The organism is Luteimonas terrae (assembly GCF_031457535.1).
GTDB classification, from domain to species: Bacteria; Pseudomonadota; Gammaproteobacteria; order Xanthomonadales; family Xanthomonadaceae; genus Luteimonas; species Luteimonas terrae_A.
Genome location: NZ_JAVDWO010000001.1, coordinates 518,225 through 541,294, shown reverse-complemented (window position 1 = coordinate 541,294; position 23,070 = coordinate 518,225). Strand labels below are relative to the sequence as shown.

The window sequence follows — 23,070 nt, the reverse complement described above, 5'->3', positions numbered from 1 at the left end:
TCGCGTTGGGTCCAGGCCACGCTGCGCAAGATCGGGTACGCGCACCGGTCGCCTGCGCCGGATACTCGCGGCTAGCCCATCACGAGCGCCGCCATGAAAGCCGACACACGGACCCGTCTTGCACCGCGCATCGCGGCCGTTGCCGATCAGCTGCAGGGCCTCGTTGCCAAGGGCGCGTCGCTGCCGCCGCTGGCGACGCTTGCGCGCGAGGCCAGCCTGTCGCCATTCCACTTCCATCGCGTCTGGCGCGCGGCGACCGGTGAAACGCTCGGACGCACCTTGACGCGGCTGCGCCTGTCGCGCGCGCTGCAGCTGCTGGCCGCGGGCGAGACGGTGACGCAGGTCGCGCTCGCAGTGGGTTACGCCAGCCCGCAGGCCCTGGCCCGCACGTTCCGGCAAACGCTGGGCGTCACGCCAGCGGCGTTGCGCGGCCAGCCGGCGCAGGCGACTGCGTTGCTGGATCGCCTGCAGCCGCCACCACCGCAGATATTCCAACCATTGGCCGTCGAACTCGTCGAGATCGCGCCATTCGAGGTTGTCGCGCTGCGTGCGCGCGGCGCATTCGACGATCTCGACGATGCCTTCGGACGCCTGTTCGGCTGGGCCGAAGCGGCTAGCGTGGTGGACGGCATCGAAGCGCTGATCGGGGTGCCGCTGGGTGATCACCGCGACCTGCCGCCGCACGCGTTGCAGTTCGACGCCGCAGTGCGTCTGCCGGGACCGGCGACGCTGCCGCGTCCATTGCGCAGCGTGACGATCACCGGCGGTCGCCACGCACGCGTACGCCATGTCGGTGCGTATTCCGGACTGGAGGACATGACCGATCGCCTGCTGGCGTGGTGGTGGCCGCAGAGCGGCGAACGCCTGCGCGATGCGCCGCTGCATTACCACTTTCTCGACGATCCAGAGCAGGTGGCCGAAGCCGACCTGCGCGCCGACATCCTGTTGCCGCTGGAAGACTGAGCGGCGGGGGATCAGTCCGCGAGAACGCGCTGCGGATCGTCGGGCGCCTGCCGCAGGCGCCTTCGCAGCTGCGCCATGCCGGCGGTTGCGGTCATGGGCCAGTGTGCGGTCGCACGCGACGACAGCGGCGTCGCCTGCGGATTGATCTCGATCACCGGAATCCCGGCGTGCAGAGCGCGCTCCGGCAGGCCGGCCGCGGGCCACACCAGCGACGAAGTGCCGACGACGACCAGCAGGTCGCAGGCGTCGACGGCGCGTTCGGCGGCGTGCCAAACGTCGGACGGCAGCGATTCGCCGAACCACACCACGTCGGGCCGGAACGCTGCGCCGCAGACCGCGCAGGCGGGCGGCGTTTCGCGCGCGCCGCCGTCGGGCGGTGGCGGTTGCGCGAGGATCGGATCGGGCGCGACGCGCGCACTGCAGCCGCTGCAGCGCGAGGCCAGCAGGCGCCCATGCAGGTGCAACACATCGCGCGCGCCGCCGCGTTCGTGCAGGTCGTCGACGTTCTGAGTCACCACGGTCAGCGCGTGACCGTCGTCGACGAGGGCGGCCACGTCGATGTGCGCGGCGTTCGGCGCGGCCGCGGCGACCATCGCCGCGCGCCAGCGGTACCAGCCCCAGACGAGCGCGGGGTCAGCGCGGAACGCGTCCGCGGTCGCCAGACGTTCGGCGTCGAAGCGTGCCCACAGCCCGGTCAGCGCATCGCGGAACGTCGGGATGCCGCTCTCGGCCGACAGGCCTGCACCACTGAGGACGACCAGACGCATCATCCGCCCGGCTGGATCGCCTCGACCGGCATCGAGCCCGGGCGCACTGGGCGGAACGGTGGTGTCGACATCACCATCTCGGCCAGCGAATACGCCAGTTCGCGCTCGGCCAGCACCGCGCCGTCGGCGCCGTGCTCGAGCAGATGCCGGACTTCGCCATCGCTGTGCGCGCGCGCCAGCACGGTCAGGCCGGGGTTGATCGCCTTCATGCGTTCGATCGCTTCGCCGGCTTCGAGGGCCTGGGGAATAGCGAACACCGCCAGCGCCGCGCGTTCCGGCGCCGCGTCGTGCATCACGGCTTCCACCGCCACGTTGCCGCGTACGACCAGATAGCCGCGCTCGCGTGCCTTGCGGACCAGTTCGCTGTCGTCCTCGACGATCACCAGCGGCACGCCGCGCTGTAGCAGCAGCTCGGCCAGTTGCCGGCCCACGCGGCCGTAGCCGACCAGGATCGCGTGGCCCTTGAGATCGGCCGGGACCTGGTTCTCCGGTGGCAACGTCGCGGCGTGCGCGGCGGCGGCGCTGCGCATCGCTTCTTCCTTCTTCGCCTGCCAGCGGTCCAGCCAGCCGAACAGCAGCGGGTTGACGATGATCGACAGCAATGCGCCGGCCAGCACCAGGTCGCGGCCGTCGGGTGGCAGCAGCTGCAGGCTGACGCCCAGGCCGGCGAGGATGAAGGAGAACTCGCCGATCTGCGCCAGGCTGGTGGAGATCGTCAGCGCAGTCGAGCGTGGATGCTTGAACATCCGCACGATCCAGTACGCCGCGATCGACTTGCCGACGACGATTATCAGGAACGTCGCCAGCACCTGCCACGGGTGCTCGACCAGGATCATCGGGTTGAACAGCATGCCGACCGAGACGAAGAACAACACCGCGAACGCGTCCCGCAGGGGAAGCGAATCGTTGGCGGCCTCGTGGCTGAATTCCGATTCGTTGAGCACCATGCCGGCGAAGAACGCGCCGAGTGCGAACGACACGCCGAACAATGTCGAGGCACCGAACGCCACGCCCAGCGCGATCGCCAGCACCGACAGCGTGAACAGTTCGCGCTGGCCGGTGCCGGCGATGCGTTCCAGCAGCCACGGGATCACCCGGCGGCCGACCAGCAGCATCACCGCGACGAATGCGCTGACCTTGAGCAGCGTCCACAGGATGGTCAGCAGAATCGTGCCGATGCCAGGGCCAGCGTCGCCGCCGCGCTCGGCGGTGATCTCGGCCAGCACCGGCAACAGCACCAGCGCCAGCACCATCACCAGGTCCTCGACGATCAGCCAGCCGACCGCGATCTTGCCGCGCCGGGTGTCGAGCAGGCGCCGCTCCTCCATCGCTCGCAGCAGGACCACGGTACTGGCGACCGACAGCGCTAGGCCGAAGACGAAGCCGCTGACCATCGACCAGCCCATCAGCCACGCCAGCCCCCAGCCCAGCACGGTGGCCACGGTGATCTGTGCGATCGCGCCGGGAATGGCGATGGACTTCACGTCCATCAGGTCCTTCAGCGAGAAATGCAGGCCGACCCCGAACATCAGCAGCATCACGCCGATCTCGGCGAGCTGGTTGGCCAGGTCCTGATCGGCGACGAAGCCGGGCGTGAACGGACCGACCAGGATGCCTGCCACCAGGTAGCCGACGATCGGCGACAGCCGCAAACGGTTGGCGAGCGCGCCGAACACGAAGGCCGTCACCAGACCGACGGCGACGATATTGATCAGGTCGGTGTTGTGCGGCATCGGGGGCATGTCGCCTGAACTGGTCTTGCAGTGTCGCCGACGCATTGCGACAGGGGCAAGCGGGAATCTGTGCGTTCTTCGTCGAACAGCAGTGCTGGCGACGGGAATGGCCGACAACGGGCACGAATGTGTCGTTCAAACGCTGTGTCTGCAGGGTGCATCCTTCGCGCGGGCGCATTTGCGGATTGCAGCGATCGAAACGACGATGCCCCGGCAAGCCGGGGCATCGAAGTCATCAGGCAGACGCGGTCACCAGTTGTAGGCGACCTTCGCGTAGGCGAACGCGCCGCCGAAACCGAACGGCGAGAGGTTGCTGTAGGGGAACTGCCCGTTGGTCGAGTTGCCGAAGATGTTCTCGTCCGGGTACTCGTTGAGCACATTGTCCGCGCCCAGCGTCAGCGCCCAGTTCTCGCCCGGCTTGAACGTCGCCGACACGTCCAGCAACCACTTGGCGCCGTACGCCTGGTCGAGCGCCGCGTTGTTCGGCGTCGTGCGTACGCTGCCGTAGCGCGTGGTCGCGAGCGCGAACGCCCAGTCGTCCACATTCCAGGTGCCCGAGAGCAGCAGCTTGTTGCGCGGGAAGCCGTCCTCGATGCGGCCGATCTCGGCGCGGTCGATGCGCTCCAGGTCCAGACCGTTCTGCGTCAGCGCTTCCGGGTTCGGCGCAATGCGGGTGATCTCGGTCTTGGTGTGGTTGTAGCCGGCGGTGAGGTCGACGCTGCTCGCGGCGAGATTCCAGCGGTAGCTGCCGACGACATCGATACCGCGCGTGCGCGTGTCGATGGCATTGGTGAAGTAGCGGCCGCCGGTGACGCCGAAGATGCCCTGCGATTCGAGCAGGCGACGCACCGCGTCACCGGTGAGGTTGGACGACAGGGCGATGCGGTCGTCGACATCGATCTGGTAGGCGTCGATGGTGACGTAGAGAGTGTCGACCGGCTGCAGCACCAGGCCCAGGCTGTAGGACAGCGATTCCTCGGGCTTCAGCGCCTCGGCGCCGAAGGCCTGCGCCACCGGGCTGCTGGCCGGGAAAGTGCGGATCTCGAACGGCGTGGTGACGCCGGCGATGAAGGTGGTGCTGACGGTCTGGAAATACTGCTGCGCGAGCGACGGCGCGCGGAAACCGCTCGATACCGTGCCACGCAGCGCGACCGCGTCGTTGAATGCGTAGCGCGCCGACAGCTTGCCCGAGACCTGGCTGCCGAAATCGTCGTAGTCCTCGTAACGCGCCGCGGCGCCCGCTGAGAACTTCTCGGTGAGGTCTGCTTCGAGGCTCGCGTACACCGCATGGCTGTCGCGGTCGAACGCACCGGCGACTTCGGGTGCGAAACCGCCGAAGCCCTGCGCGCCTGCGCCCGCACCGGCCACGCCCAGACCGGCGTTGGCGTAGGAGCCGTATTCGCCCGGCGACTGGTTCCACTTCTCGTTGCGACCTTCCACGCCGAACGACAGCGTCGCCGGATAGGCCAGGCCGAGTTCCAGCGGACGGCTGATGTCGAGGTTGACGATGTTCTGCGTGGTTTCCAGCGCGCCGTCGTAGAACGAGGTCGGCGAGCTCGCGCCCAGGCTCGCGTTGAGCGTGTTGCGCGTATAGAACTCGAGGTGGTTGTAACCGTAGTTGTAGCTCAGGTCCCAGTTCCATTCGCCAGCAAAGCCCTTGACGCCCGCGACCAGCGACCGGTCCTTGGAGATGTTGTTGATTTCCGGCAGGAACCCATCGGGGTAGATGCTGCGGATGTTCTGCGTGGTGTTGCCCGGCGCGCGGAAGAACGCGAACGAGGTGATGTCGCGATTGCTCGCGGTGCCGAAGCCGTAGACGCTGATGCTGTCGGTCAGTGCGATGTCGGTGTTGAAGCCCACCGCGCCGAAATCGACTTCCGGCTCGCCGATCACGAAGGCCTTCTGGCCGAGCGCGGGCTGGGTGACGCCCGGCGTGCCGGCGAACGGACGCGCGCGGTTGGTTTCTTCCTGCTGGCCGACCTGCGCCGACAAGTGAAGGAAGCCGCGCTCACCGAGCGCGAGGCCGGTGTCACCGGCGATCTGGGTCTGCTTGCCGTCGCCGGCCGAGTACTGGCCCGCGCTTACCGACAGGCTGCCGCCTTCGGATGAGCCCTTGAGCACCACGTTGACCACGCCGGCGATCGCGTCCGAGCCGTACTGCGCCGACGCGCCGTCGCGCAGTACCTCGACGCGCTCGATCGCCGAGATCGGAATGGTGTTGAGGTCGACCGGCGACGAGCCGCGACCGATCGTGCCGTTGAGGTTGAGCAGCGACGAGGTGTGGCGGCGCTTGCCGTTGACCAGCACGAGTACCTGGTCGGGCGCGAGGCCGCGCAGCTGCGCCGGGCGGATCGCCGAAGTGCCGTCGGTCAGCGCCGGGCGCGGGAAGTTCAGCGAGGGCAGGGCGCGTGCGAGCGCGGTCGCCAGTTCCGTGGTGCCGGAGGCGGTCAGCGTCTCGGACGTGATGATGTCGATCGGCGACTGTGACTCGGCGACGGTGCGGTCCGCGACGCGGGTGCCGGTGACGATCAGGGTGTCGAGCGTGGACGTGCGCGCCTGCGTGTCGGCAGGTGCCTGCTGGGCGAACGCGGCGGTCGGAAACACCAGCGCCGCGGCGACGGCGAGGGTCAAACGGTGGGGGCGGAGCATCGGGGGAGGCCTGTTGTTGGAAATCTGTAAAGGCGATTGGAGCGCGTTGTCCTGAAATCGTCAATGATCATAAAAATGGGATCAAATCGTTCCTAATTTGGAACGATCATGTGGGCCGTCAACGACGACGCCCCGGCGGACCGGGGCGTCGAGGCTCGTGGTGTGGCACAGGGGCTTACCAGCGATAGGCGACGTTGCCGTAGACGAAGGCCCCATTGAAGCCGAACGGCGAACTGCCGCTCCACGGCAGCTGGCCGCCGGTGGAGTTCGCGAACAGCACTTCGTCTGGATATTCGTTGAGCACGTTGTCGCCGCCGACGGTGAACTTCCACTTGTCGAGCGAGTACGAGAACGCGAGGTCGAGCGTCCAGGCCGGGTCGAAGGTCTGGTCGAGCGCGGCGGTGCTGCCGAGCACGCTGAATTCGCCGTAGCGCGTGGCGTTGGCCGTGGCTTCGAATCCGCCCGCGGTCCAGGTGCCGCCCAGCAGGATCTTGTCGCGCGGCGCGCCGACCTCGAAGCGGCCGCGTTCGACCCGGTCAAAGCGCACCGCGGTCGGATCGATCGCGGTCAGCGTGGCCGGGTTGTCGGCCACCCGGTCGATCGTGGTCTTGTTGTAGTTGTAGCCCAGCGTTAGATCGAGCTGGCTATTCGCCAGCGCCCAGCCGTAGGTGCCGACCAGGTCCACGCCCTTGGTCGTGGTGTCGATGGCATTGGTGAAGTAACGCCCGCCGCCGACACCTGCGAAGCCATTGGCCTGCAGGTAATCGCGCACCGGTGCCGAGGTGAGGTTCGCCGACAGCGAGATGCGGTCCTCGACCTCGATCTGGTAGGCGTCGATCGTGACGTAGAGGTTGTCGACCGGCTGCAGCACCAGGCCGAGGCTGTAGTTGGTCGACTCCTCGGCGCGCAACGGTTCGGCGCCCAGCGCGATCGCCGCCGGATTGGTCACGCGGAAGGTCACGATGTCGAACGGCAGCGTGCCCTGCGGGGTGGCGATGAAGTTTGTCGCCGTCGACTGGAAGTACTGCTGCTGCAGCGAGGGCGCGCGGAAGCCGGTCGACGCGGTCGCGCGCAGCGCGACGGCATCGGTGAATTCAAAGCGGCTGGAAATCTTGAAGTTGCTGGTGTCGCCGAAATCGCTGAAGTCCTCGAAGCGACCGGCCACGCCGAGTGACAGCCTGTCGGTGAGATCAGCTTCCAGACCCGTATAGAACGACAGCGCATTGCGGTCGAAATCGCCGCCGTCGCCGGGACGGAAACCCGCGAACACCTGCGCGCCCGGTAGTGGCGTGGTCTGGCCCGGCGCGACGACACCGCCGTTCGCATATGAAAGCGGTTCACCCGGCGACTGGATGAAACCGTCGCCGCGCCACTCGGCGCCGTAGGACCAGGTCACCGGATAGTCGAGGCCCCAGTCGAGCTGCTTGCTCAGATCGAGGTTCAGCACGTGCTGGCGGACTTCCAGCGCGCCGGCATAGAACTGCGTCGGTGACGTCGGCCCAAGGCTCCGGTTGAGCGTGTTGAGGATGTCGAACGTCATCTCGCTGTCGCCGTAGGTGTAGCTGAAGTCGACTGCGGTGCCGCCGGCGGTCTCGGCCTTGAAGCCGGCGGTGAAGTGGTGGTCGGTGGTGACGTTGTTGATCTGCGGCAGGAAGCCGTCGGGATAGATCGATGGAATGTTGCGCGGGTCGCCGGCCGGGCGGAAGAAGCCGTTCGAGAGCGAATCGCGCTTCGTATAGATGCCGGTGCCGTAGAACTGCAGGTAGTCGTTGACCGGCAGCTCGGCATTGAAGGTCACCGAGCCGTGGTCGACTTCCGGGTCGCCCTGGCGCTGCACCACCTGGCCGAGCGGCGCGGTGGTCGGGCCCGGTGTGCCGATGAAGGGCCGCGCGCGGTTGGTCTGGTCCTGGTGCGCGCCCTGCGCCGACAGATGCACGAAGCCGTCGTTGCCGATGCCGAAACCCGCGTCGGCCAGCACCTGGTACTGCGCGCCGTCACCGGCGCTGTACTGGCCGTAGCGGCCCGAGACGCCGCCACTGCCGGCCCGCCCCTTGAGCACGATGTTGATCACCCCGGCGATCGCGTCCGAGCCGTACTGCGCCGACGCGCCATCGCGCAGCACTTCGACGCGTTCGATTGCCGAGATCGGAATGGTATTGAGGTCGACCGGCGACGAACTGCGGCCCTGCGAGCCGTTGACGTTGACCAGCGCGCCGGAGTGGTAGCGCTTGCCGTTGACCAGCACCAGCACGTGATCCGGCGACAGACCGCGGATCTGCGCCGGACGCACGGCATCGGTGCCGTCGTTGATCGCCGGCCGCGGAAAGTTCAGCGACGGCAGGGCGCGCGACAGCGCCGTGGCCAGTTCCGGCGTGCCGGTGGCGGCCAGCGCTTCGGGCGTGAGGATGTCGATCGGCGACTGCGATTCGGCCACCGTGCGGTCGGCGACCCGGGTGCCGGTGACGATCAGCGTGTCGAGCGTGCGCGGGCTTTGCCCGGCGGGTGCGTCCTGGGCGAGGGCGGGGCCTGCGGCGAGCGATGCGAGCAGGGCGAGATGCAGCGGGCGTCGGGTCATGCGGCGGTCCTTGTGGGGTGAGGAAAGCGATGCGTGCGAAACGACTGCCTATCGGCTTTAACACGCACGTAACAAACCGGTCAAAGGTTTCATCGGCATCGAAAGGCCGCCTCCGGCCCGCTGCCGCGTTCTGGCAACCAGCGGCCTGCAATCCCCCGGAAAGCCGCCCGACAGGCGGCGTCCGGTAGAATTGCCGGCATGATCTCTTTCAAGAATTTCGCCCTGCGGCGCGGCGAACGGCTGCTGCTGTCCGAAATGGACCTCACCCTGCATGCCGGCTGGCGCGTGGGCGTGGTCGGCCGCAACGGCACCGGCAAGTCTTCCCTGTTCGCGGCCGTGCGTGGCGAGGTCGAGGCTGACAAGGGCGATCTCGACCTGCCCAACCGCCTGCGTCTGGCGAGCATCGCCCAGGAAATGCCGTCGCTGCCGGACCCGGCCATCGACTTCGTGCTCGGCGGCGATGCCGCCGTGGCCGCCGTGCTCAAGACCGAGGCCGATGCGCTGGCCGCCGAAGACTGGGAAGCCGTCGCCGACGTGCACATGCGCATGGCCGAGGTCGGTGCCTACGACGCCGGCGCGCGCGCGGGCAAGCTGCTGCACGGCTTGGGCTTTCCGGCCGAGACCCATCAACGGGCTGTTGCGACGTTCTCCGGCGGCTGGCGCGTGCGCCTGAATCTGGCCCGCGCGCTGATGACGCCCAGCGACATGCTGCTGCTCGACGAGCCGACCAACCATCTCGATCTCGACGCGGTGCTGTGGCTGGAGCAGTGGCTGCTGAAGTATCCCGGCACGCTGCTGCTGATCTCGCATGACCGCGAGTTCCTCGACAACGTCTGCACCCACACGCTGCATCTGCACGGCGGCAAGGCCAAGCTCTACACGGGTGATTACACCTCGTTCGAGCGCCAGCGCTCGGAGCAGTTGCGCCTGCAGCAGATCACCCACGAGAAGTCGCAGGCCGAGAAGGCGCATCTGCAGAAGTTCATCGACCGCTTCAAGGCCAGCGCGGCCAAGGCCAAGCAGGCGCAGTCGCGGGTCAAGCGCCTGGCCAAGATGGCCGACACCGAGGCCGTGCGCGCCGAGCGCGAGGTGCAGATCGACTTCCCGGCGCCGGTGAAGCTGCCGCACGCGCTGCTGCGGATCAATCATGGCCGTTGCGGCTATGCCGCGACGACCAGGGATTCGGGAGTCGGGATTCGTGATTCGGAAGAGCGCGGCGACGCTGCCGGTTCGAATCCCCAATCCCTTGTCCCCAATTCCGAAATTGTGATTCTCGACAACGTCGGCTTCGGTCTCGAAGCCGGCGACCGCATCGGCCTGCTGGGGCCGAACGGCGCGGGCAAGTCGACGCTGGTCAAGACACTGGTCGGCGAACTGCAGTTGCTGGCCGGCGAGCGCTACGCACATCCGGACCTGCGCATCGGTTACTTCGCCCAGCACACGGTGGAATCGCTGGTCGCCGGTACCTCGCCGATCGATCACCTGCGCGAAATCTCGCCGAACGCCTCCATCCAGTCGTTCCGCGACTTCCTCGGCAAGTGGAGCTTCCCCGGCGATCGCGCGTTCGAGAGCATCGACGGGTTCTCGGGCGGCGAACGCGCGCGTCTGGCGCTGGCCCTGATCGCCTGGCTGCAGCCGAACGTACTGCTGCTCGACGAACCGACCAACCATCTCGATCTCGAAATGCGCGAGGCCCTGGCCGAAGCGCTCAGCGATTTCGCCGGCGCGATCGTACTGGTCTCGCATGACCGCCATCTCATCGGCCTGGTCAGCGACACCTTCTGGCGCGTCTCCGATGGTGTGGTGATTCCGTTCGACGGCGACCTCGACGAGTACGCCGCCTGGCTGCGCGCGCGTGGCAACTCGGGCGAACTGCGCACACCGCCGCCGACCCAGGTCGCGACGTCCGCACCTGCGCCCGCGCCGGCCGCGTCGCGACCCAAAGCCAACCCGCACAAGCTGCAGAAGGCGGAAGGGCGCGTCGCCCAACTCGAACAGGCGCTGTCGGAAATCGACGGCGCACTCGCCGATCCCGACACCTATGCCGATCCCGACAAGGCCACGACACTCGGCCAGCGCCAGGCCGCATTGCGCGCCGAACTCGAGCAGGCCGAGGGCGATCTGCTGGCGCTTTACGAAGCTGCGTAACGATGCCCCCTGGTTCGCCCGGGTTGCTGGCCTCGCGGGCGCCGGTTAGGGTGGGGCGATGAACCCGACTCCGCTTCGACTCGCCCTGCTTGCCACCGTGATCTCGCTCGCCGCCTGCGGTGGCCAGGAATCCGCCGAACCCGCGCCGCCTGCCGCGGCCAATCCCACCGCGGATGCCGCCGCTGCTGCCGCAGCGGTCGACGCCGCCACCGAGCGCGTGCCCGCCGACGAGTTCCTCGCTGCGATCGCCCGCCATTGCGGCGAAGCCTTCGCAGGTCGCATCGTCGCCAACGAGCCGGCGCCCGCGCCTGGTGCCGAGCCTGATCCGTTCGAGGGCAAGGAGCTCGTGATGCACGTGCGCGACTGCAGCAACCGCAAGGAAGAGCTGCGCATTCCCTTCCATGTCGGTGACGACCACTCGCGTACCTGGATCCTGACGCGCACCGAGCACGGACTGCGTCTCAAGCACGACCACCGCATGCCCGACGGCAGCGACGATCCGGTGACCATGTATGGCGGCGAATCGCAGAACGCCGGCACCGCGCAGCGCCAGGAATTCCCGGTCGACGCCGAGTCGATCGAAATGTTCGAACGCGAAGGCCTCAACGCTTCGGTCACCAACACCTGGGCGATGGAGATCGAGCCTGGTCAGCGCTTCGTCTACGAGCTGGCCCGTCCGGGCGGCCGCAAGTTCCAGGTCGAGTTCGACCTGACCAGGACCGTCGCCGCGCCGCCGACACCCTGGGGCTACTGACCGCCGCTGCAGTCGCGCGCCGTCAGGGCGCGACGGGTGTCAGCGCGTTCTGCGCCTGCAGCCACAGGCGCAGTTGCTTCACCGGTTCGCGCTCCGGTCGTGAGCGCAGCTGGGTGAACCAGTAGCGGCCGAGATCGATGCCGATGTCGAATGGCTCCACCAGGCGGCCTTCGCGCAGGTCACGCCCGAACATCGTCAATGGCAGCAGGGCGATGCCGGCGCCTGCCGCGGCGGCGCCGGCAAGCGCCAAAGACGAATCGAACACCGCGCCCCGCGCCTCCACGCCATCAATGCCTGCGGCCTCGAACCAGCGCGGCCATTCGTCCTCGCGATACGACCGCAGCAGGGGCAGCGCGGCCAGATCCTGAGGCACACGCAGACGGTGCACGACCGACGGCGCACAGACCGGTGCGAACCGGGTGTCGGCAATCGGCGTGCACTCCAGCCCCTGCCAGTCGCCGTGGCCGAACCGGATCGCCGCATCCAGCCCTTCGCTGGCCAGATCGATGCGGTTGTTGTGGGTGGACAGGCGCAGGTCGATGCCGGGATGGTCCGCCTCGAACCCGGTCAGGCGCGGCAGCAGCCAACCGTTGACGAAGGTGCCCACCGCGCCGAGCGAGACCACCTCGCGCTGGGCGGTCGAACTGGCCCGGTTGAGCGCTGCGGCAATGCGGTCGAAGGCCTCGTTGAGCACCGGATACAGCGCCACCGCCTCGTCGCTCAGGGCCACGCCGCGCGGCAGGCGATGGAACAGGCGAATGCCCAGCGTGTCTTCGAGCTTGCGGATCTGATGACTCAGCGCCGCCTGGCTGACGTGCAGCTCCAGTGCCGCGCGCGTGAGGTTCTGGTGGCGGGCGGCGGCCTCGAAGGCGCGCAGCGCGTTGAGCGGCAAGGGCGGTCGGGACATGCGCCTAGCAATGAGCGGAATCGATGGATGGTCGCACGCCTCGGCTCGACTGAAGGTCTTGGTTGCGCCGGGCATGAGTTTTCTTGGGGGCTAGCACCGAATAAACACGCTGGTCGGGCCTGCGCTCGCGTTCCAGACTCGCAGCCCATCCCACTGGAGACACGCGATGCACGGACGACGCAGCTTCCTGAAAACCGCGGGCAGCGCGGCCCTGTTGACGGCTGTGGCGCCGTTGATCGCCAGCCTGGCCGACGCGGAGATATCCGCTGTGCAGACCGCTGTGGACCCTGCCGCGCTGGAAACGGCCAGCGGCGGGCGCCTGGGCATGTGCCTGGTGCATCCCGAACGCGGCCAGGTCATGGTCCACCGCGCGCGCGAGGCCTTCCCGACGGCGAGCACGATCAAGTTCGCGCTGAGCGCGGCGGTACTCGCGCAGGCCGACGCCGGCGCACTTTCGCTCGACGACCGGATCCCGGTGCGCGCGCAGGATGTGCGCTCCGGGGCCCCGGTCAGCGGGCGTCATGTCGGCAAGGACATCACCGTGCGCGACCTGTGCCGCGGCGGCATGGTGTGGAGCGACAATCCTGCCGTGCGTCTGCTGCTGCCGCTGGTGGGTGGCGAGGCCGGGTTGCAGGCGTTCCTGCGCGGGCACGGCGACATGGAGACCGATCCGCGCGGCATCATCGACGGCAGCAGCACGACCACGCCGCAGGCCATGGCGCACAACCTCCGGTGGTTCGTGCTCGAAGACGCGCTGTCGCGACCGTCGCGCCTGCAACTGGCCGACTGGCTGATCGAGAACCGCACCGGCGACGCGCGGATCCGGGCCGCGATGCCGGAAGGCTGGCGGGTCGGCGACAAGACCGGCGGCATGCAGGGTGTCAGCAACGACATCGCGGTCCTCTGGCCTCTGCACGGGGGCGCCCCTTGGATCCTGACGCTGTACCTGCGCGATTCGTCGCTGGATGCGGCCGGGCGCGACGCGGTGCTTCGCCGGGCGACCGAACTTGCGGCGGTGCATCTGGCCGCTGGATGACGCGGGCGTCGGCCCGCCATGGCAATTAAAAACCGCAGGGTTCCAAAATCCCGCACAATCGCGCCCCGACCGGCTTGAACCGGCCCGGGGCGTCCGCATCTCGGTCGTCCGCAATCTCCAGCAACTTCAGCCAGCGCCCCGCCATGCCGATCTATGCCTTCCAGTGCGCCGAATGCGGCCACAGTTTCGACCGTCTGCAGAAGATGTCCGATCCCGACCCCGAGACCTGCCCCGAGTGCGGCGCGTCCGCGGTCAAGCGGCAGCTCACCGCGCCGTCGTTCCGTCTCGCCGGCAGCGGCTGGTACGAGACCGACTTCAAGAAAGACGGCGACAAGAAGCGCAACCTGGTCGAGAGCGGCGACGGCGCCAAGTCCGGCGGTGACAAGCCTGCGGCCGATGCGCCTGCGGCCAAGGCCGATTCCAAGCCTGCGGCCACCGAATCCAAGCCGGCCGCCAAGCCGGCGGCGAAGCCCGCCTCGGCGGACTGACGTGCCTGCCGCCGCGTCCGCGGCGGTGACGCCTTAAACTAGCGGGCTTGCATCCAGCACGGTCGTCGTCACGGCGGCCCGTGCGCCCGCGCTTTCGTGTCCGGAGTTCCCATGCGTACCCATTTCTGCGGCCTGATCGATGAATCGCTGATCGGCCAGACCGTCACCCTGTGCGGCTGGGCCGACGTCGCCCGCGACCTCGGCGGCGTCTGCTTCATCGACCTGCGCGACCACGAAGGCATCGTGCAGGTGGTCGCGGAATCGTCGGATGCGGACGGCAATGCCGCAGTCGTCGCGACCGCCGAGAAGGTGGGCTACGAGGACTGCCTGCGCATCACCGGCACGGTGCGCGCGCGGCATTCGGTCAACGCCAAGATCCGCACCGGCCAGGTCGAGATTGTCGCGACCCAGATCGAAGTGTTGAACAAGGCCGAGCCGCTGCCGTTCCACCACCACGAGAATCCGGGCGAAGAGACGCGCCTGAAGTACCGCTATCTCGACCTGCGCAGCCCGGACATGCAGCGCAAGATGCGCACGCGCACGAAGCTTGTGAGCGCGCTGCGCCACTGGCTCGACAACAAGGGTTTCCAGGACATCGAAACGCCGATCCTGACCAAGGCGACGCCGGAAGGTGCGCGCGACTTCCTGGTGCCGGCGCGCATGCATCCGGGCGAGTTCTACGCGTTGCCGCAGTCGCCGCAGCTGTTCAAGCAGATCCTGATGATGGCGGGCTTCGATCGTTACTACCAGATCGCGCGCTGCTTCCGCGACGAAGCGCTGCGCGCCGATCGGCAGCTGGAGTTCACCCAGTTGGACATGGAGTTCGCGTGGGTGTCGGAGCGCGATGTGCAGGATCTGGTCGAGGCGATGATCCGCGACGTGTTCCGCGATGTCGCAGGCGTCGAACTCGCCGCCGAATTCCCGCGCATGACCTACGCCGAGGCGATGCGTCGCTACGGCTCCGACAAGCCGGACCTGCGCATCGCGCTGGAACTGGTCGACGTGGCCGATCTGGTCAAGGACAGCCAGTTCGCGGTGTTCACCGGCCCGGCGAACGAGGCTGGCGGCCGCGTCTGCGCGCTGCGTATTCCGGGCGGCGCGAGTCTGAGCCGCAAGCAGATCGACGAGTACGCCGCGCATGCCGCGAAGTACGGCGCGAAGGGCTTGGCGTACATCAAGATTTCGGAGGCCGGCGAGGTGTCGTCGCCGATCCAGAAGTTCTTCGACCAGGCCGCATTCGCTGGTCTGGTGTCGCACGTCGGCGCCGGCAATGGCGACCTGGTGTTCTTCGGCGCCGGCAAGTATTCGACCGTCAGCGACTTCATGGGCGCGGTGCGGCTGAAGGCCGGCAAGGACTTCGGTCTGGTCAGCGACAGTTGGGCGCCGCTGTGGGTCACCGACTTCCCGATGTTCGAATGGGACGACGAGGCGCAGCGCTATGTCGCCCTGCATCACCCCTTCACCGCGCCGTCGGTCGACGACGAGGCCGACCTGCGCGCGAACGCAGCGACGGCCGTGTCGCGCGGCTACGACATGGTGCTCAACGGCAACGAGATCGGCGGTGGTTCGATCCGTATTCACCGCTCCTCGATGCAGAGCGCGGTGTTCGAGCTGCTCGGCATCGGCGCCGAAGAAGCGCAGGCCAAGTTCGGCTTCCTGCTCGACGCGCTGAAGTACGGCGCGCCGCCGCACGGCGGCATCGCGTTCGGCATCGACCGCATCGCGGCGCTGATGGCCGGCACCGAATCGATCCGCGACGTCATCGCGTTCCCGAAGACCACCGGCGCGCAATGCCTGATGACCGATGCGCCGTCGCCGATCGCGGACGCGCAGCTGGCGGAAGTGCATATCCAGGTCCGGCCGAAGCCGGCCGCATCTGCTGCGCAGTGAGTCCCCCACGATTCCGCTGGGCGGAATCGTCGGCCCCGGCGTAGTGATCCAGATCCCCCGCGGGTTTCGCCGCGCCCCCTTGACGCAAGGGGGCTCCACATCGGAGCGTTCTTTTATGACCGGACAATCCGTTGACGCTGCGTCCAACACCGTGCCGACGCTCCGCCGCGCCACCGTCGACGACGCGCAGACGCTGTCGGTGCTGGCCGCGCGCACGTTCACCGAGACCTTCGGCCATCTGTATCCGCCGGAGGATCTCGCGGCGTTTCTGGCTGATGCCTACGCGGTGGAGAAGCAGCGCACGATCCTTGCGCATCCGGACTACGCCGTCTGGCTGCTGGAACATGAGGGCGAGGCGATCGGTCATGCCGCGGCCGGTCCCTGCGGGCTGCCGCACGCCGATGTCGCGAGAGGCGACGGTGAACTCAAGCGGCTCTATCTCGTGCAGGGCCATCAGGGCGGCGGCAACGAGACGCGGCTGATGGACGCCGCGATGGACTGGCTGCTGCGCGACGGCCCGCGCACGTTGTGGGTCGGTGTGTGGTCGGAGAACCTCGGCGCGCAGCGCTTCTATGCTCGCCACGGTTTCGAGCATGTCGGTGATTACATCTTCCCGGTCGGCTCGATCAACGATCTGGAATTCATCCTGCGCCGTCCGGCGCACGGCTGAGTGGGGACGCGCCAGGCGCGTCCCCACTTCTGCACGACTTACCCGGCGAGCGACAGCGTCACGTCGATGTTGCCGCGGGTCGCGTTGGAGTACGGACACACGATGTGCGCGGCGTCGACCAGGGTCTGCAGCTGTTCGCGATCCACGCCCGGCGCCGAAATGGTGAGATCGGCCTGGATGCCGAAGCCGGTCGGGATCTTGCCGATGCCGACTTTCCCGGTGACGGTGGTGTCAGCCGGCAGCGCGACCTTGTGCTGGCCGGCGACGAACTTCAGCGCGCCGAGGAAGCAGGCCGAATAGCCGGCCGCGAACAGCTGTTCGGGATTCGTGCCCGGGCCGCCGGCGCCGCCGAGTTCGCGTGGGGTCGACAGGGTGACGTCGAGGACGTTGTCGCTTGATGTGGCGCGGCCTTCGCGGCCGCCGGTTGCGGTGGCAGTGGCGGTGTAGAGCACGGTTTTGATGGACATCGGGAATCTCCGGTAGAGCCGGTGGCGAGATGCGCCGGCGAGGTGATCATCGTGCATGCTTATGGGCGACGATTGGTGATACAAAGTCCATGAAACTTGTCCTGGAGTCCTGATGTGGTGGATCGCCTCGCGGCTTTGCTCGACCGCTTCCCGATCGCCGCGCGTGTGGATCCCTTGGGCGATGGCCAGCCGGGCGCCGCGCTGTGGCTGGTGCGCGACGGTGCCATCGCGCTGCCGGGGACCGGCACATGGAATGGCCCGGGCCTGCTGCTGCGCTCGCGCGTGGAGACGCGGGACACGGTTGTCCCTGAAGCGGGCGCGGCCTGGATGCGCGTGCGGCTGCTGTTCGAAGGCGGCGCCGACAGTCCGCTGTCGACCGCCTTGCCCGAGACGTTGTGGGTCTCGCCCGACGCGCTGCCGGGTTCACAGGGGCTGCTGGCGTTGCTCTACGAAGAAGCCTTCGATGGGCGCTGCGGGCGGACCGCGCTGATCGAGCGACTGGTCGAGGCGCTGCTGGTGCAGGTGCTGCGTCAGCAGATGGAAGCCGGGGCGCTGCGTGGCGGACTGCTGGCCGGCATGGCCCATCCGCGTCTGCGACGCGCGCTGGTGGCGATGCACGAAGCGCCGGCGCAGCCGTGGTCGCTGGAAACGCTGGCGGACGCCGCCGGCATGTCACGCAGTGCGTTCGCGGACGCCTTCCGCGAGGCGATCGGCCAGACGCCGGGGCAGTATCTGCAGGCCTGGCGCATCGGCCTCGCACAGCGTGCGCTGCGCCGCGGCCGGCCGTTGAAGCTGATCGCCGACGAAGTCGGTTACGGCAGTGAGGCGGCGCTGTCGCGTGCGTTCAAGGCGCACAGCGGCGTGTCGCCGCGGGCCTGGCGGCAGGCCCGCGGCGCGAGCGAGGCCGTCGCATGAGCGCTGCGCCGACGCGCGTGCTGCTGTTGCATGGCATCTGGATGGTCGGCCTGACGATGCGGCGTTTCGCACGCGGTCTGGCCGAGGCCGGCTTCGAGACCGAAATTATCGGATACCCGAGCATTGCAGGCGGCCCGGACGCGGCTGCCGAGCGTCTGGCCGACGCACTCGCCCAAGGCCCGGCCCATGTCGTCGGCCACAGCCTGGGCGGCCTGTCGGCGCTGCGGGCGGCAGGTGCCGCGCCGGACCTGCCGGTGGGTCGCATCGTCTGCCTGGGCTCGCCGGTCTGCGGCAGCGGCGCGGCGCATGCGCTGTCGCGGGTGCCGATGTCGCATCTGTACTTCGGCCGTAGCGCCGATATCCTGCAGGCCGGCTGCGTTGCATGGCCGGCCGGGCTCGAGGTCGGCATGGTCGCCGGCTGCGTGCCGCGTGGCTTGGGCGCGCTGTTGGCGCGGTTCGACGGGCCGCACGACGGCACGGTATCGGTCGAGGAAACCCGCGCGCCGGCGCTGGCCGACCATATCGTCGTGCAGGCCAGCCACAGTGGCCTGCTGCTGTCGGCCGATGCGGTGCGGCAGACGGTGGGATTCCTGCGCCATGGCCGCTTCGAACACGCGCGGCCGCGGCATGCGGAGTAAAATCGCCGGCTTCCAACGCCAATAGACCTGACGACCCATGGGACGAGGACCTTCGATCGAGGCCCGCAAGAACGCGACCGACGCCAAGCGCGGCAAGATCTTCACCAAGATCATTCGCGAGATCGGCGTGGCGGCGCGTGCCGGCGGCGGTGATCCGTCGAACAATCCGCGCCTGCGCACGGCGATCGACAAGGGCATGGCCCAGAACATGACCAAGGACGTGGTCGAGCGCGCGATCAAGAAGGCGACCGGCGAGCTGGAAGGCGTCGAATACGAAGAGATCCGCTACGAGGGCTATGCCCCGGGCGGCGTCGCCGTGATCGTCGATACGCTGACCGACAACCGCGTGCGCACCGTGGCCGAGGTCCGCCATGCGTTCGGCAAGTGCGGCGGCAACATGGGCACCGAAGGCTCGGTCGCTTTCATGTTCAAGCGACTGGGCGTGTTGAGCTTCGAAGGTCTGGACGAGGACGCGGTGACCGAGGCCGCGATCGAGGCCGGCGCCGACGACGTCGTGGTGTATCCCGAGGACGGCGCGATCGACGTGGTCACCAGCGCGGATGCGTTCGAATCGGTGCGGGACGCGATGACCGCCGCCGGTCTGGTGCCCGGCCACGCCGAAGTGACCTACCGCGCCGACAACGACATCGCCGTCGACGGCGAGACCGCCGAGCAGGTCCGCAAGATGCTCGATCTGCTCGAAGATCTCGACGATGTGCAGGCGGTCTATTCCAACGCACAGTTCGAGGGCTGACGGGCAGCGCCGGTCGCCGATGCGGATTTTCCTGCTCTGGGTTGGCTGGGCGTCCGTCGTGGGCAGCGTCGGCGATGGCCTGATCGCGGTACTGGCAATGGTCGTGGTCGGCAGCGCGGGCTGGGCGATGCCCGGGCCGTCGGTCGATGCGCTGCTGGCCGGCCACCTGCCGGCGCTGTACTGGGTGAAGTCGGTCGCGCTGCTGGCCATGCCTGGTGGATTCGTCGCCTGGCTGTTCGCGCTGCCGGCCGTGGTGTATTTCCCGGCGCGCATCGCGATGAGTGCGCTGATCGGCTGGGCGGCCTTCGTCGCCGCACGGCGCGTCGCGCCGCGCCCGCTGCGGGCGTCGGCATGACCCGCATCCTCGGCATCGATCCCGGTTCGCAGCGCACCGGGGTCGGCATCATCGACGTCGATGCCGCGGGCAAGGTCACGCACGTGTTCCATGCGCCGCTGGTGCTGGTGACCGCGGGCGAGTTTCCCGCGCGCCTGCGTCGCCTGCTCGATGGGCTGACCGCCTTGATCATCGAGCACCGACCCGACGAGGTCGCGATCGAAAAAGTGTTCATGGCGCGCAATCCCGATTCGGCGCTCAAACTCGGCCAGGCGCGCGGCGCTGCGATCGGCGCGGTGGTGCTGCGCGATCTGCCGGTCAGCGAATACGCGGCCACCGAGGTCAAGCTGGCGGTGGTGGGGCGTGGCAGCGCCGACAAGGTGCAGATCCAGCACATGGTCGGGCTGATGCTCGGGCTGACCGGCAAGCTGCAGGCCGACGCCGCCGACGCGCTGGCGGTCGCGATCACCCATGCGCACGTCAGCGCGACCGCGAAGCGGCTCGGCGTTGACGTGAAGCAGGCCTGGGGGCGCAAGTGACAGGCCGCGTCTCTATCCTATCCACCTTCATTCCCGACCTTCATTCCCGCGAAAGCGGGAATCCAGTGGTTTCGTTTTTTTGAAGTCACGTTGAAAGACACTGGACTCCCGCTTTCGCGAGAGTGACGGTTTTCCAGAATGCTTCGAATCGGACATTTCCCATGATCGGAAGACTGCGCGGCACGCTGGCCCACAAGGCACCGCCCTGGCTGGTGATCGACGTGGGCGGCGTCGGCTATGAACTTGAAGCGCCGATGAGCACCTTCTACGACCTGCCCGAAGTCGGCCGCGAGGTCGCGCTGTTCACGCATTACGCGCAGAAGGAGGACAGCGTCTCGCTGTACGGCTTCCTGCACGAGTCGGAGCGGCGGCTGTTCCGCGACGTGCAGAAGGTCACCGGCATCGGCGCGAAGATCGCGCTGGCGATCCTGTCGGGCGTCAGCGTCGACACCTTCGCGCGCCTGGTCCACACCGGGGATGTCACAGCGCTGACCAAGATCCCGGGCATCGGCAAGAAGACCGCCGAGCGGATGGTGGTCGAACTGCGCGACCGTGCGGCCGACCTGGCTGGCGCGGGCGGGGCGATTGGTGGGGTGCAGGTCCCGGCCGATCCGATGTCGGAGGCGGTCGTGGCCCTGCAGCAACTGGGTTACAAGCCGGTCGACGCGGTGCGCATGGCGAAGGCCGCGGCCAGCGACGGCGATCCGCCCGAAATCATCATCCGGAAAGCGCTACAGTCCGCGCTTCGCTGACACCCCCACACCCGTCGGCAAGGTCGGCACTTCATGTCACACCCCAGCAGCCAGCCCGCTACGGGCCCGCGTACCCCCGGTTCGGGACACGGCAAGGTGGGTCTCGCCGGCCTGATCGCCGGCGCGATCGGTGTCGTCTTCGGCGACATCGGCACCAGCCCGCTGTACACGCTGCGCGAGGCGTTCTCGCCGCATTACGGCCTGATCGCCAATCACGACACCGTGCTCGGCGTGCTGTCGATGATCTTCTGGTCGCTGATGCTGGTGGTGACGCTGAAGTACGTCACGATCATCCTGCGCGCCGACAACGACGGCGAGGGCGGCATCATGGCGCTGATGGCGCTGGCCCAGCGCTGTCTCTCCAAGGGCGGCAAGTCCGGGTATCTGGTCGGCATCCTCGGCGTGTTCGGTGCGTCGCTGTTCTTCAGCGACGGCGTGATCACGCCGGCGATCTCGGTGCTGTCTGCCGTGGAGGGGCTGGAGGTCGTCGCGCCGGGACTGCATGCCTGGATCATTCCCATCACCGTCGTCGTGCTGACGATCCTGTTCGCGACCCAGCGCTACGGCACCGCCAAGGTCGGCCGCGTGTTCGGCCCGATCACGATGCTGTGGTTCCTCTCGCTCGCGGCGCTGGGCGTGCTCAACATCCTGCACGAGCCGGAAGTGCTGCATGCCATCAACCCCATGTGGGCGGGGCGCTTTTTCATCGAACACAGTTGGGGTGGCGTCTTCATCCTCGGCGCGGTGGTGCTGGCGGTGACCGGCGGTGAGGCGATCTACACCGACATGGGCCATTTCGGCGCCCGGCCGATCCGCTACGCCTGGTATTTCTTCGTGCTGCCGTCGCTGATGCTCAACTATCTGGGGCAGGGTGCGCTGGTACTCGAGGATCCGGCGGCGATCCAGAACCCGTTCTATATCGGCGTGCCGGAGTGGGCACGCTGGCCGATGATCGTGCTGGCAACCTGCGCAACGGTCATTGCCTCGCAGGCCGTCATCACCGGCGGATTCTCGGTCGCACGCCAGGCGATGCAGCTGGGCTACATCCCGCGCATGCATGTGCGCCACACCTCCAGCGACACCATCGGCCAGATCTATATCCCCGGTATCAACTGGGCGATGGCGATCGTCGTCATCGCGCTGGTGTTGAGCTTCAAGACGTCCTCGGCGCTCGCTGCGGCTTACGGCATCTCGGTGTCGCTGACGATGCTGATCGACACCCTGCTGCTGATCGTCGTCGCCCGCGCGCTGTGGCCGCGCTGGCGGCGCTGGGTGCTGCCGTGCTGCGCGGTCTTCATCTTCATCGATGTGGCCTTCGTGGTCGCCAACGGCGCCAAGGTGCTGCAGGGTGCGTGGTTCCCGCTGGTGCTGGGCATCACGCTGTTCACCCTGCTGCGCACGTGGCGCCGCGGCCGACAGCTGCTGCACGCCGAGATCCAGAAGGACGGTATCCGCCTCGACACCTTCCTGCCCGGCCTGATGCTCGCGCCGCCGGTGCGCGTGCCCGGCACCGCGGTGTTCCTGACCAGTGACCGCGGCATCGTGCCGCATGCGCTGATGCACAACCTCAAGCACAACAAGGTGCTGCACGAGCGCAACGTGTTCCTGACTGTCGAGACGCTGACGTTGCCGTATGCCGCGCCCGATCGACGTTTGAAGATGGAATCGATCGGCGACAACTTCCATCGCATCACCGTGCGCTTCGGGTTCATGGAAACCCCGGACGTGCCGGTGGCATTGATGCGCTGCGGCGACATCGAGGACGGCATCGTGCTCGATCCGATGGACACGACCTACTTCACCAGTCGCGAGACGGTGGTGGCGAGTCCGCATCGCGGCATGCCGGTGTGGCGCGACAAGCTGTTTGCCTTCATGCACCGCAATGCGGCACCAGCGACCGTGTTCTTCCGGATTCCGGGGAATCGGCTGGTGGAACTCGGCTCGCAGGTGCAGATCTGACACCTGGCTGAGGCGATGGCCACCCGTCGCGGGCGTCGTCGAATGCCCTGCGCCGGCAGGCAGGCCGCCAGGCCTGCTCGGAAAGTTCAAGCCGGGCTCAATTTCTCGAGCCTCCTGCCGATAGCGGGGTGA

At 68.0% G+C, this 23,070-nt stretch carries 20 protein-coding genes; 14 read left to right on the top strand and 6 right to left on the bottom strand.

Annotated features, from left to right (window positions below):
• Nucleotides 1-93 precede the first annotated feature (93 nt).
• The gene (locus J2W68_RS02265) at nt 94-963 is read left to right on the top strand and encodes an AraC family transcriptional regulator (protein WP_310232330.1); all 870 of its coding nucleotides are present in this window, start codon (nt 94-96) and stop codon (nt 961-963) included.
• Nucleotides 964-974: 11 nt separating this feature from the next.
• On the opposite strand, the gene J2W68_RS02260 is transcribed toward J2W68_RS02265, so the two are convergent.
• The 4 genes from J2W68_RS02260 to J2W68_RS02245 form a co-directional block, all read right to left on the bottom strand.
• Nucleotides 975-1,730 carry an SIR2 family NAD-dependent protein deacylase gene (locus J2W68_RS02260; RefSeq protein ID WP_310232327.1) on the bottom strand — a complete coding sequence of 252 codons (756 nt, stop codon included), beginning with the start codon at nt 1,728-1,730 and terminating at the stop codon, nt 975-977.
• Nucleotides 1,730-3,463: a YbaL family putative K(+) efflux transporter gene (gene ybaL / locus J2W68_RS02255; protein WP_310232323.1), complete on the bottom strand. Its 1,734-nt coding sequence runs from the start codon at nt 3,461-3,463 to the stop codon at nt 1,730-1,732. The genes J2W68_RS02260 and ybaL overlap by 1 nt, the downstream gene beginning before the upstream one ends.
• A gap of 249 nt (nt 3,464-3,712) precedes the next feature.
• Entirely contained in the window at nt 3,713-6,112 is a 2,400-nt protein-coding gene (locus J2W68_RS02250) for a TonB-dependent receptor plug domain-containing protein (RefSeq protein ID WP_310232322.1), read from the bottom strand.
• Nucleotides 6,113-6,287: 175 nt separating this feature from the next.
• A complete protein-coding gene (locus tag J2W68_RS02245; protein WP_310232320.1) occupies nt 6,288-8,687 on the bottom strand; it encodes a TonB-dependent receptor plug domain-containing protein in 2,400 nt (799 codons plus the stop codon).
• A gap of 198 nt (nt 8,688-8,885) precedes the next feature.
• On the opposite strand from J2W68_RS02245, the gene J2W68_RS02240 reads away from it, so the two are divergent.
• Together J2W68_RS02240 and J2W68_RS02235 are read left to right on the top strand one after the other, a co-directional pair.
• Complete coding sequence (locus J2W68_RS02240) at nt 8,886-10,835, top strand: ABC-F family ATP-binding cassette domain-containing protein (protein ID WP_310232316.1); 1,950 nt, start codon at nt 8,886-8,888, stop codon at nt 10,833-10,835.
• Nucleotides 10,836-10,893: 58 nt separating this feature from the next.
• Entirely contained in the window at nt 10,894-11,589 is a 696-nt protein-coding gene (locus J2W68_RS02235) for a hypothetical protein (RefSeq protein ID WP_310232314.1), read from the top strand.
• Nucleotides 11,590-11,611: 22 nt separating this feature from the next.
• Here J2W68_RS02235 and J2W68_RS02230 read toward each other — a convergent pair whose 3' ends face one another.
• Entirely contained in the window at nt 11,612-12,496 is an 885-nt protein-coding gene (locus J2W68_RS02230; RefSeq protein ID WP_310232312.1) for a LysR substrate-binding domain-containing protein, read from the bottom strand.
• A 166-nt stretch (nt 12,497-12,662) separates the two neighbouring features.
• On the opposite strand from J2W68_RS02230, the gene bla reads away from it, so the two are divergent.
• From bla to J2W68_RS02210, 4 genes are all read left to right on the top strand, one after another.
• A complete protein-coding gene (gene bla / locus J2W68_RS02225; protein ID WP_310232311.1) occupies nt 12,663-13,532 on the top strand; it encodes a class A beta-lactamase in 870 nt (289 codons plus the stop codon).
• A gap of 143 nt (nt 13,533-13,675) precedes the next feature.
• Nucleotides 13,676-14,020, top strand: a complete 345-nt coding sequence (locus tag J2W68_RS02220; RefSeq protein ID WP_310232310.1) for an FmdB family zinc ribbon protein — start codon at nt 13,676-13,678, stop codon at nt 14,018-14,020.
• A gap of 111 nt (nt 14,021-14,131) precedes the next feature.
• Nucleotides 14,132-15,910: an aspartate--tRNA ligase gene (aspS, locus tag J2W68_RS02215; RefSeq protein ID WP_310232306.1), complete on the top strand. Its 1,779-nt coding sequence runs from the start codon at nt 14,132-14,134 to the stop codon at nt 15,908-15,910.
• 151 nt (nt 15,911-16,061) lie between these two features.
• On the top strand, nt 16,062-16,580 hold the full coding sequence (locus tag J2W68_RS02210) for a GNAT family N-acetyltransferase (protein ID WP_310232460.1): 519 nt from the start codon (nt 16,062-16,064) through the stop codon (nt 16,578-16,580).
• Nucleotides 16,581-16,618: 38 nt separating this feature from the next.
• Here J2W68_RS02210 and J2W68_RS02205 read toward each other — a convergent pair whose 3' ends face one another.
• Entirely contained in the window at nt 16,619-17,047 is a 429-nt protein-coding gene (locus J2W68_RS02205) for an organic hydroperoxide resistance protein (RefSeq protein ID WP_310232301.1), read from the bottom strand.
• Between the two features lie 114 nt (nt 17,048-17,161).
• On the opposite strand from J2W68_RS02205, the gene J2W68_RS02200 reads away from it, so the two are divergent.
• The 7 genes from J2W68_RS02200 to J2W68_RS02170 all read left to right on the top strand — a co-directional run bounded on the left by J2W68_RS02200 (nt 17,162) and on the right by J2W68_RS02170 (nt 22,938).
• The gene (locus tag J2W68_RS02200) at nt 17,162-17,962 is read left to right on the top strand and encodes an AraC family transcriptional regulator (protein ID WP_310232298.1); all 801 of its coding nucleotides are present in this window, start codon (nt 17,162-17,164) and stop codon (nt 17,960-17,962) included.
• The gene (locus tag J2W68_RS02195) at nt 17,959-18,600 is read left to right on the top strand and encodes an esterase/lipase family protein (protein ID WP_310232296.1); all 642 of its coding nucleotides are present in this window, start codon (nt 17,959-17,961) and stop codon (nt 18,598-18,600) included. Before J2W68_RS02200 ends, J2W68_RS02195 begins: the two co-directional genes overlap by 4 nt.
• A gap of 37 nt (nt 18,601-18,637) precedes the next feature.
• Entirely contained in the window at nt 18,638-19,354 is a 717-nt protein-coding gene (locus J2W68_RS02190) for a YebC/PmpR family DNA-binding transcriptional regulator (RefSeq protein WP_310232293.1), read from the top strand.
• Nucleotides 19,355-19,373: 19 nt separating this feature from the next.
• On the top strand, nt 19,374-19,709 hold the full coding sequence (locus J2W68_RS02185; RefSeq protein ID WP_310232291.1) for a hypothetical protein: 336 nt from the start codon (nt 19,374-19,376) through the stop codon (nt 19,707-19,709).
• Nucleotides 19,706-20,227: a crossover junction endodeoxyribonuclease RuvC gene (gene ruvC, locus J2W68_RS02180; RefSeq protein ID WP_310232289.1), complete on the top strand. Its 522-nt coding sequence runs from the start codon at nt 19,706-19,708 to the stop codon at nt 20,225-20,227. Before J2W68_RS02185 ends, ruvC begins: the two co-directional genes overlap by 4 nt.
• A gap of 161 nt (nt 20,228-20,388) precedes the next feature.
• A complete protein-coding gene (ruvA, locus tag J2W68_RS02175; protein WP_310232286.1) occupies nt 20,389-20,979 on the top strand; it encodes a Holliday junction branch migration protein RuvA in 591 nt (196 codons plus the stop codon).
• Nucleotides 20,980-21,012: 33 nt separating this feature from the next.
• Entirely contained in the window at nt 21,013-22,938 is a 1,926-nt protein-coding gene (locus J2W68_RS02170) for a potassium transporter Kup (protein WP_430539648.1), read from the top strand.
• Nucleotides 22,939-23,070: the final 132 nt, after the last annotated feature.

Coding starts and splice junctions, on each gene's coding strand:
- J2W68_RS02260 (WP_310232327.1), bottom strand. CDS start 1,730: ATGCGTCTGGTCGTCCTCAGTGGTGCAGGCCTGTCGGCCGAGAGCGGC.
- J2W68_RS02250 (WP_310232322.1), bottom strand. CDS start 6,112: ATGCTCCGCCCCCACCGTTTGACCCTCGCCGTCGCCGCGGCGCTGGTG.
- J2W68_RS02195 (WP_310232296.1), top strand. CDS start 17,959: ATGAGCGCTGCGCCGACGCGCGTGCTGCTGTTGCATGGCATCTGGATG.
- J2W68_RS02245 (WP_310232320.1), bottom strand. CDS start 8,687: ATGACCCGACGCCCGCTGCATCTCGCCCTGCTCGCATCGCTCGCCGCA.
- ybaL (WP_310232323.1), bottom strand. CDS start 3,463: ATGCCGCACAACACCGACCTGATCAATATCGTCGCCGTCGGTCTGGTG.
- ruvA (WP_310232286.1), top strand. CDS start 20,389: ATGATCGGAAGACTGCGCGGCACGCTGGCCCACAAGGCACCGCCCTGG.
- J2W68_RS02185 (WP_310232291.1), top strand. CDS start 19,374: ATGCGGATTTTCCTGCTCTGGGTTGGCTGGGCGTCCGTCGTGGGCAGC.
- J2W68_RS02190 (WP_310232293.1), top strand. CDS start 18,638: ATGGGACGAGGACCTTCGATCGAGGCCCGCAAGAACGCGACCGACGCC.
- J2W68_RS02230 (WP_310232312.1), bottom strand. CDS start 12,496: ATGTCCCGACCGCCCTTGCCGCTCAACGCGCTGCGCGCCTTCGAGGCC.
- J2W68_RS02235 (WP_310232314.1), top strand. CDS start 10,894: ATGAACCCGACTCCGCTTCGACTCGCCCTGCTTGCCACCGTGATCTCG.
- J2W68_RS02170 (WP_430539648.1), top strand. CDS start 21,013: ATGTCACACCCCAGCAGCCAGCCCGCTACGGGCCCGCGTACCCCCGGT.
- J2W68_RS02220 (WP_310232310.1), top strand. CDS start 13,676: ATGCCGATCTATGCCTTCCAGTGCGCCGAATGCGGCCACAGTTTCGAC.
- J2W68_RS02265 (WP_310232330.1), top strand. CDS start 94: ATGAAAGCCGACACACGGACCCGTCTTGCACCGCGCATCGCGGCCGTT.
- bla (WP_310232311.1), top strand. CDS start 12,663: ATGCACGGACGACGCAGCTTCCTGAAAACCGCGGGCAGCGCGGCCCTG.
- J2W68_RS02205 (WP_310232301.1), bottom strand. CDS start 17,047: ATGTCCATCAAAACCGTGCTCTACACCGCCACTGCCACCGCAACCGGC.
- ruvC (WP_310232289.1), top strand. CDS start 19,706: ATGACCCGCATCCTCGGCATCGATCCCGGTTCGCAGCGCACCGGGGTC.
- aspS (WP_310232306.1), top strand. CDS start 14,132: ATGCGTACCCATTTCTGCGGCCTGATCGATGAATCGCTGATCGGCCAG.
- J2W68_RS02240 (WP_310232316.1), top strand. CDS start 8,886: ATGATCTCTTTCAAGAATTTCGCCCTGCGGCGCGGCGAACGGCTGCTG.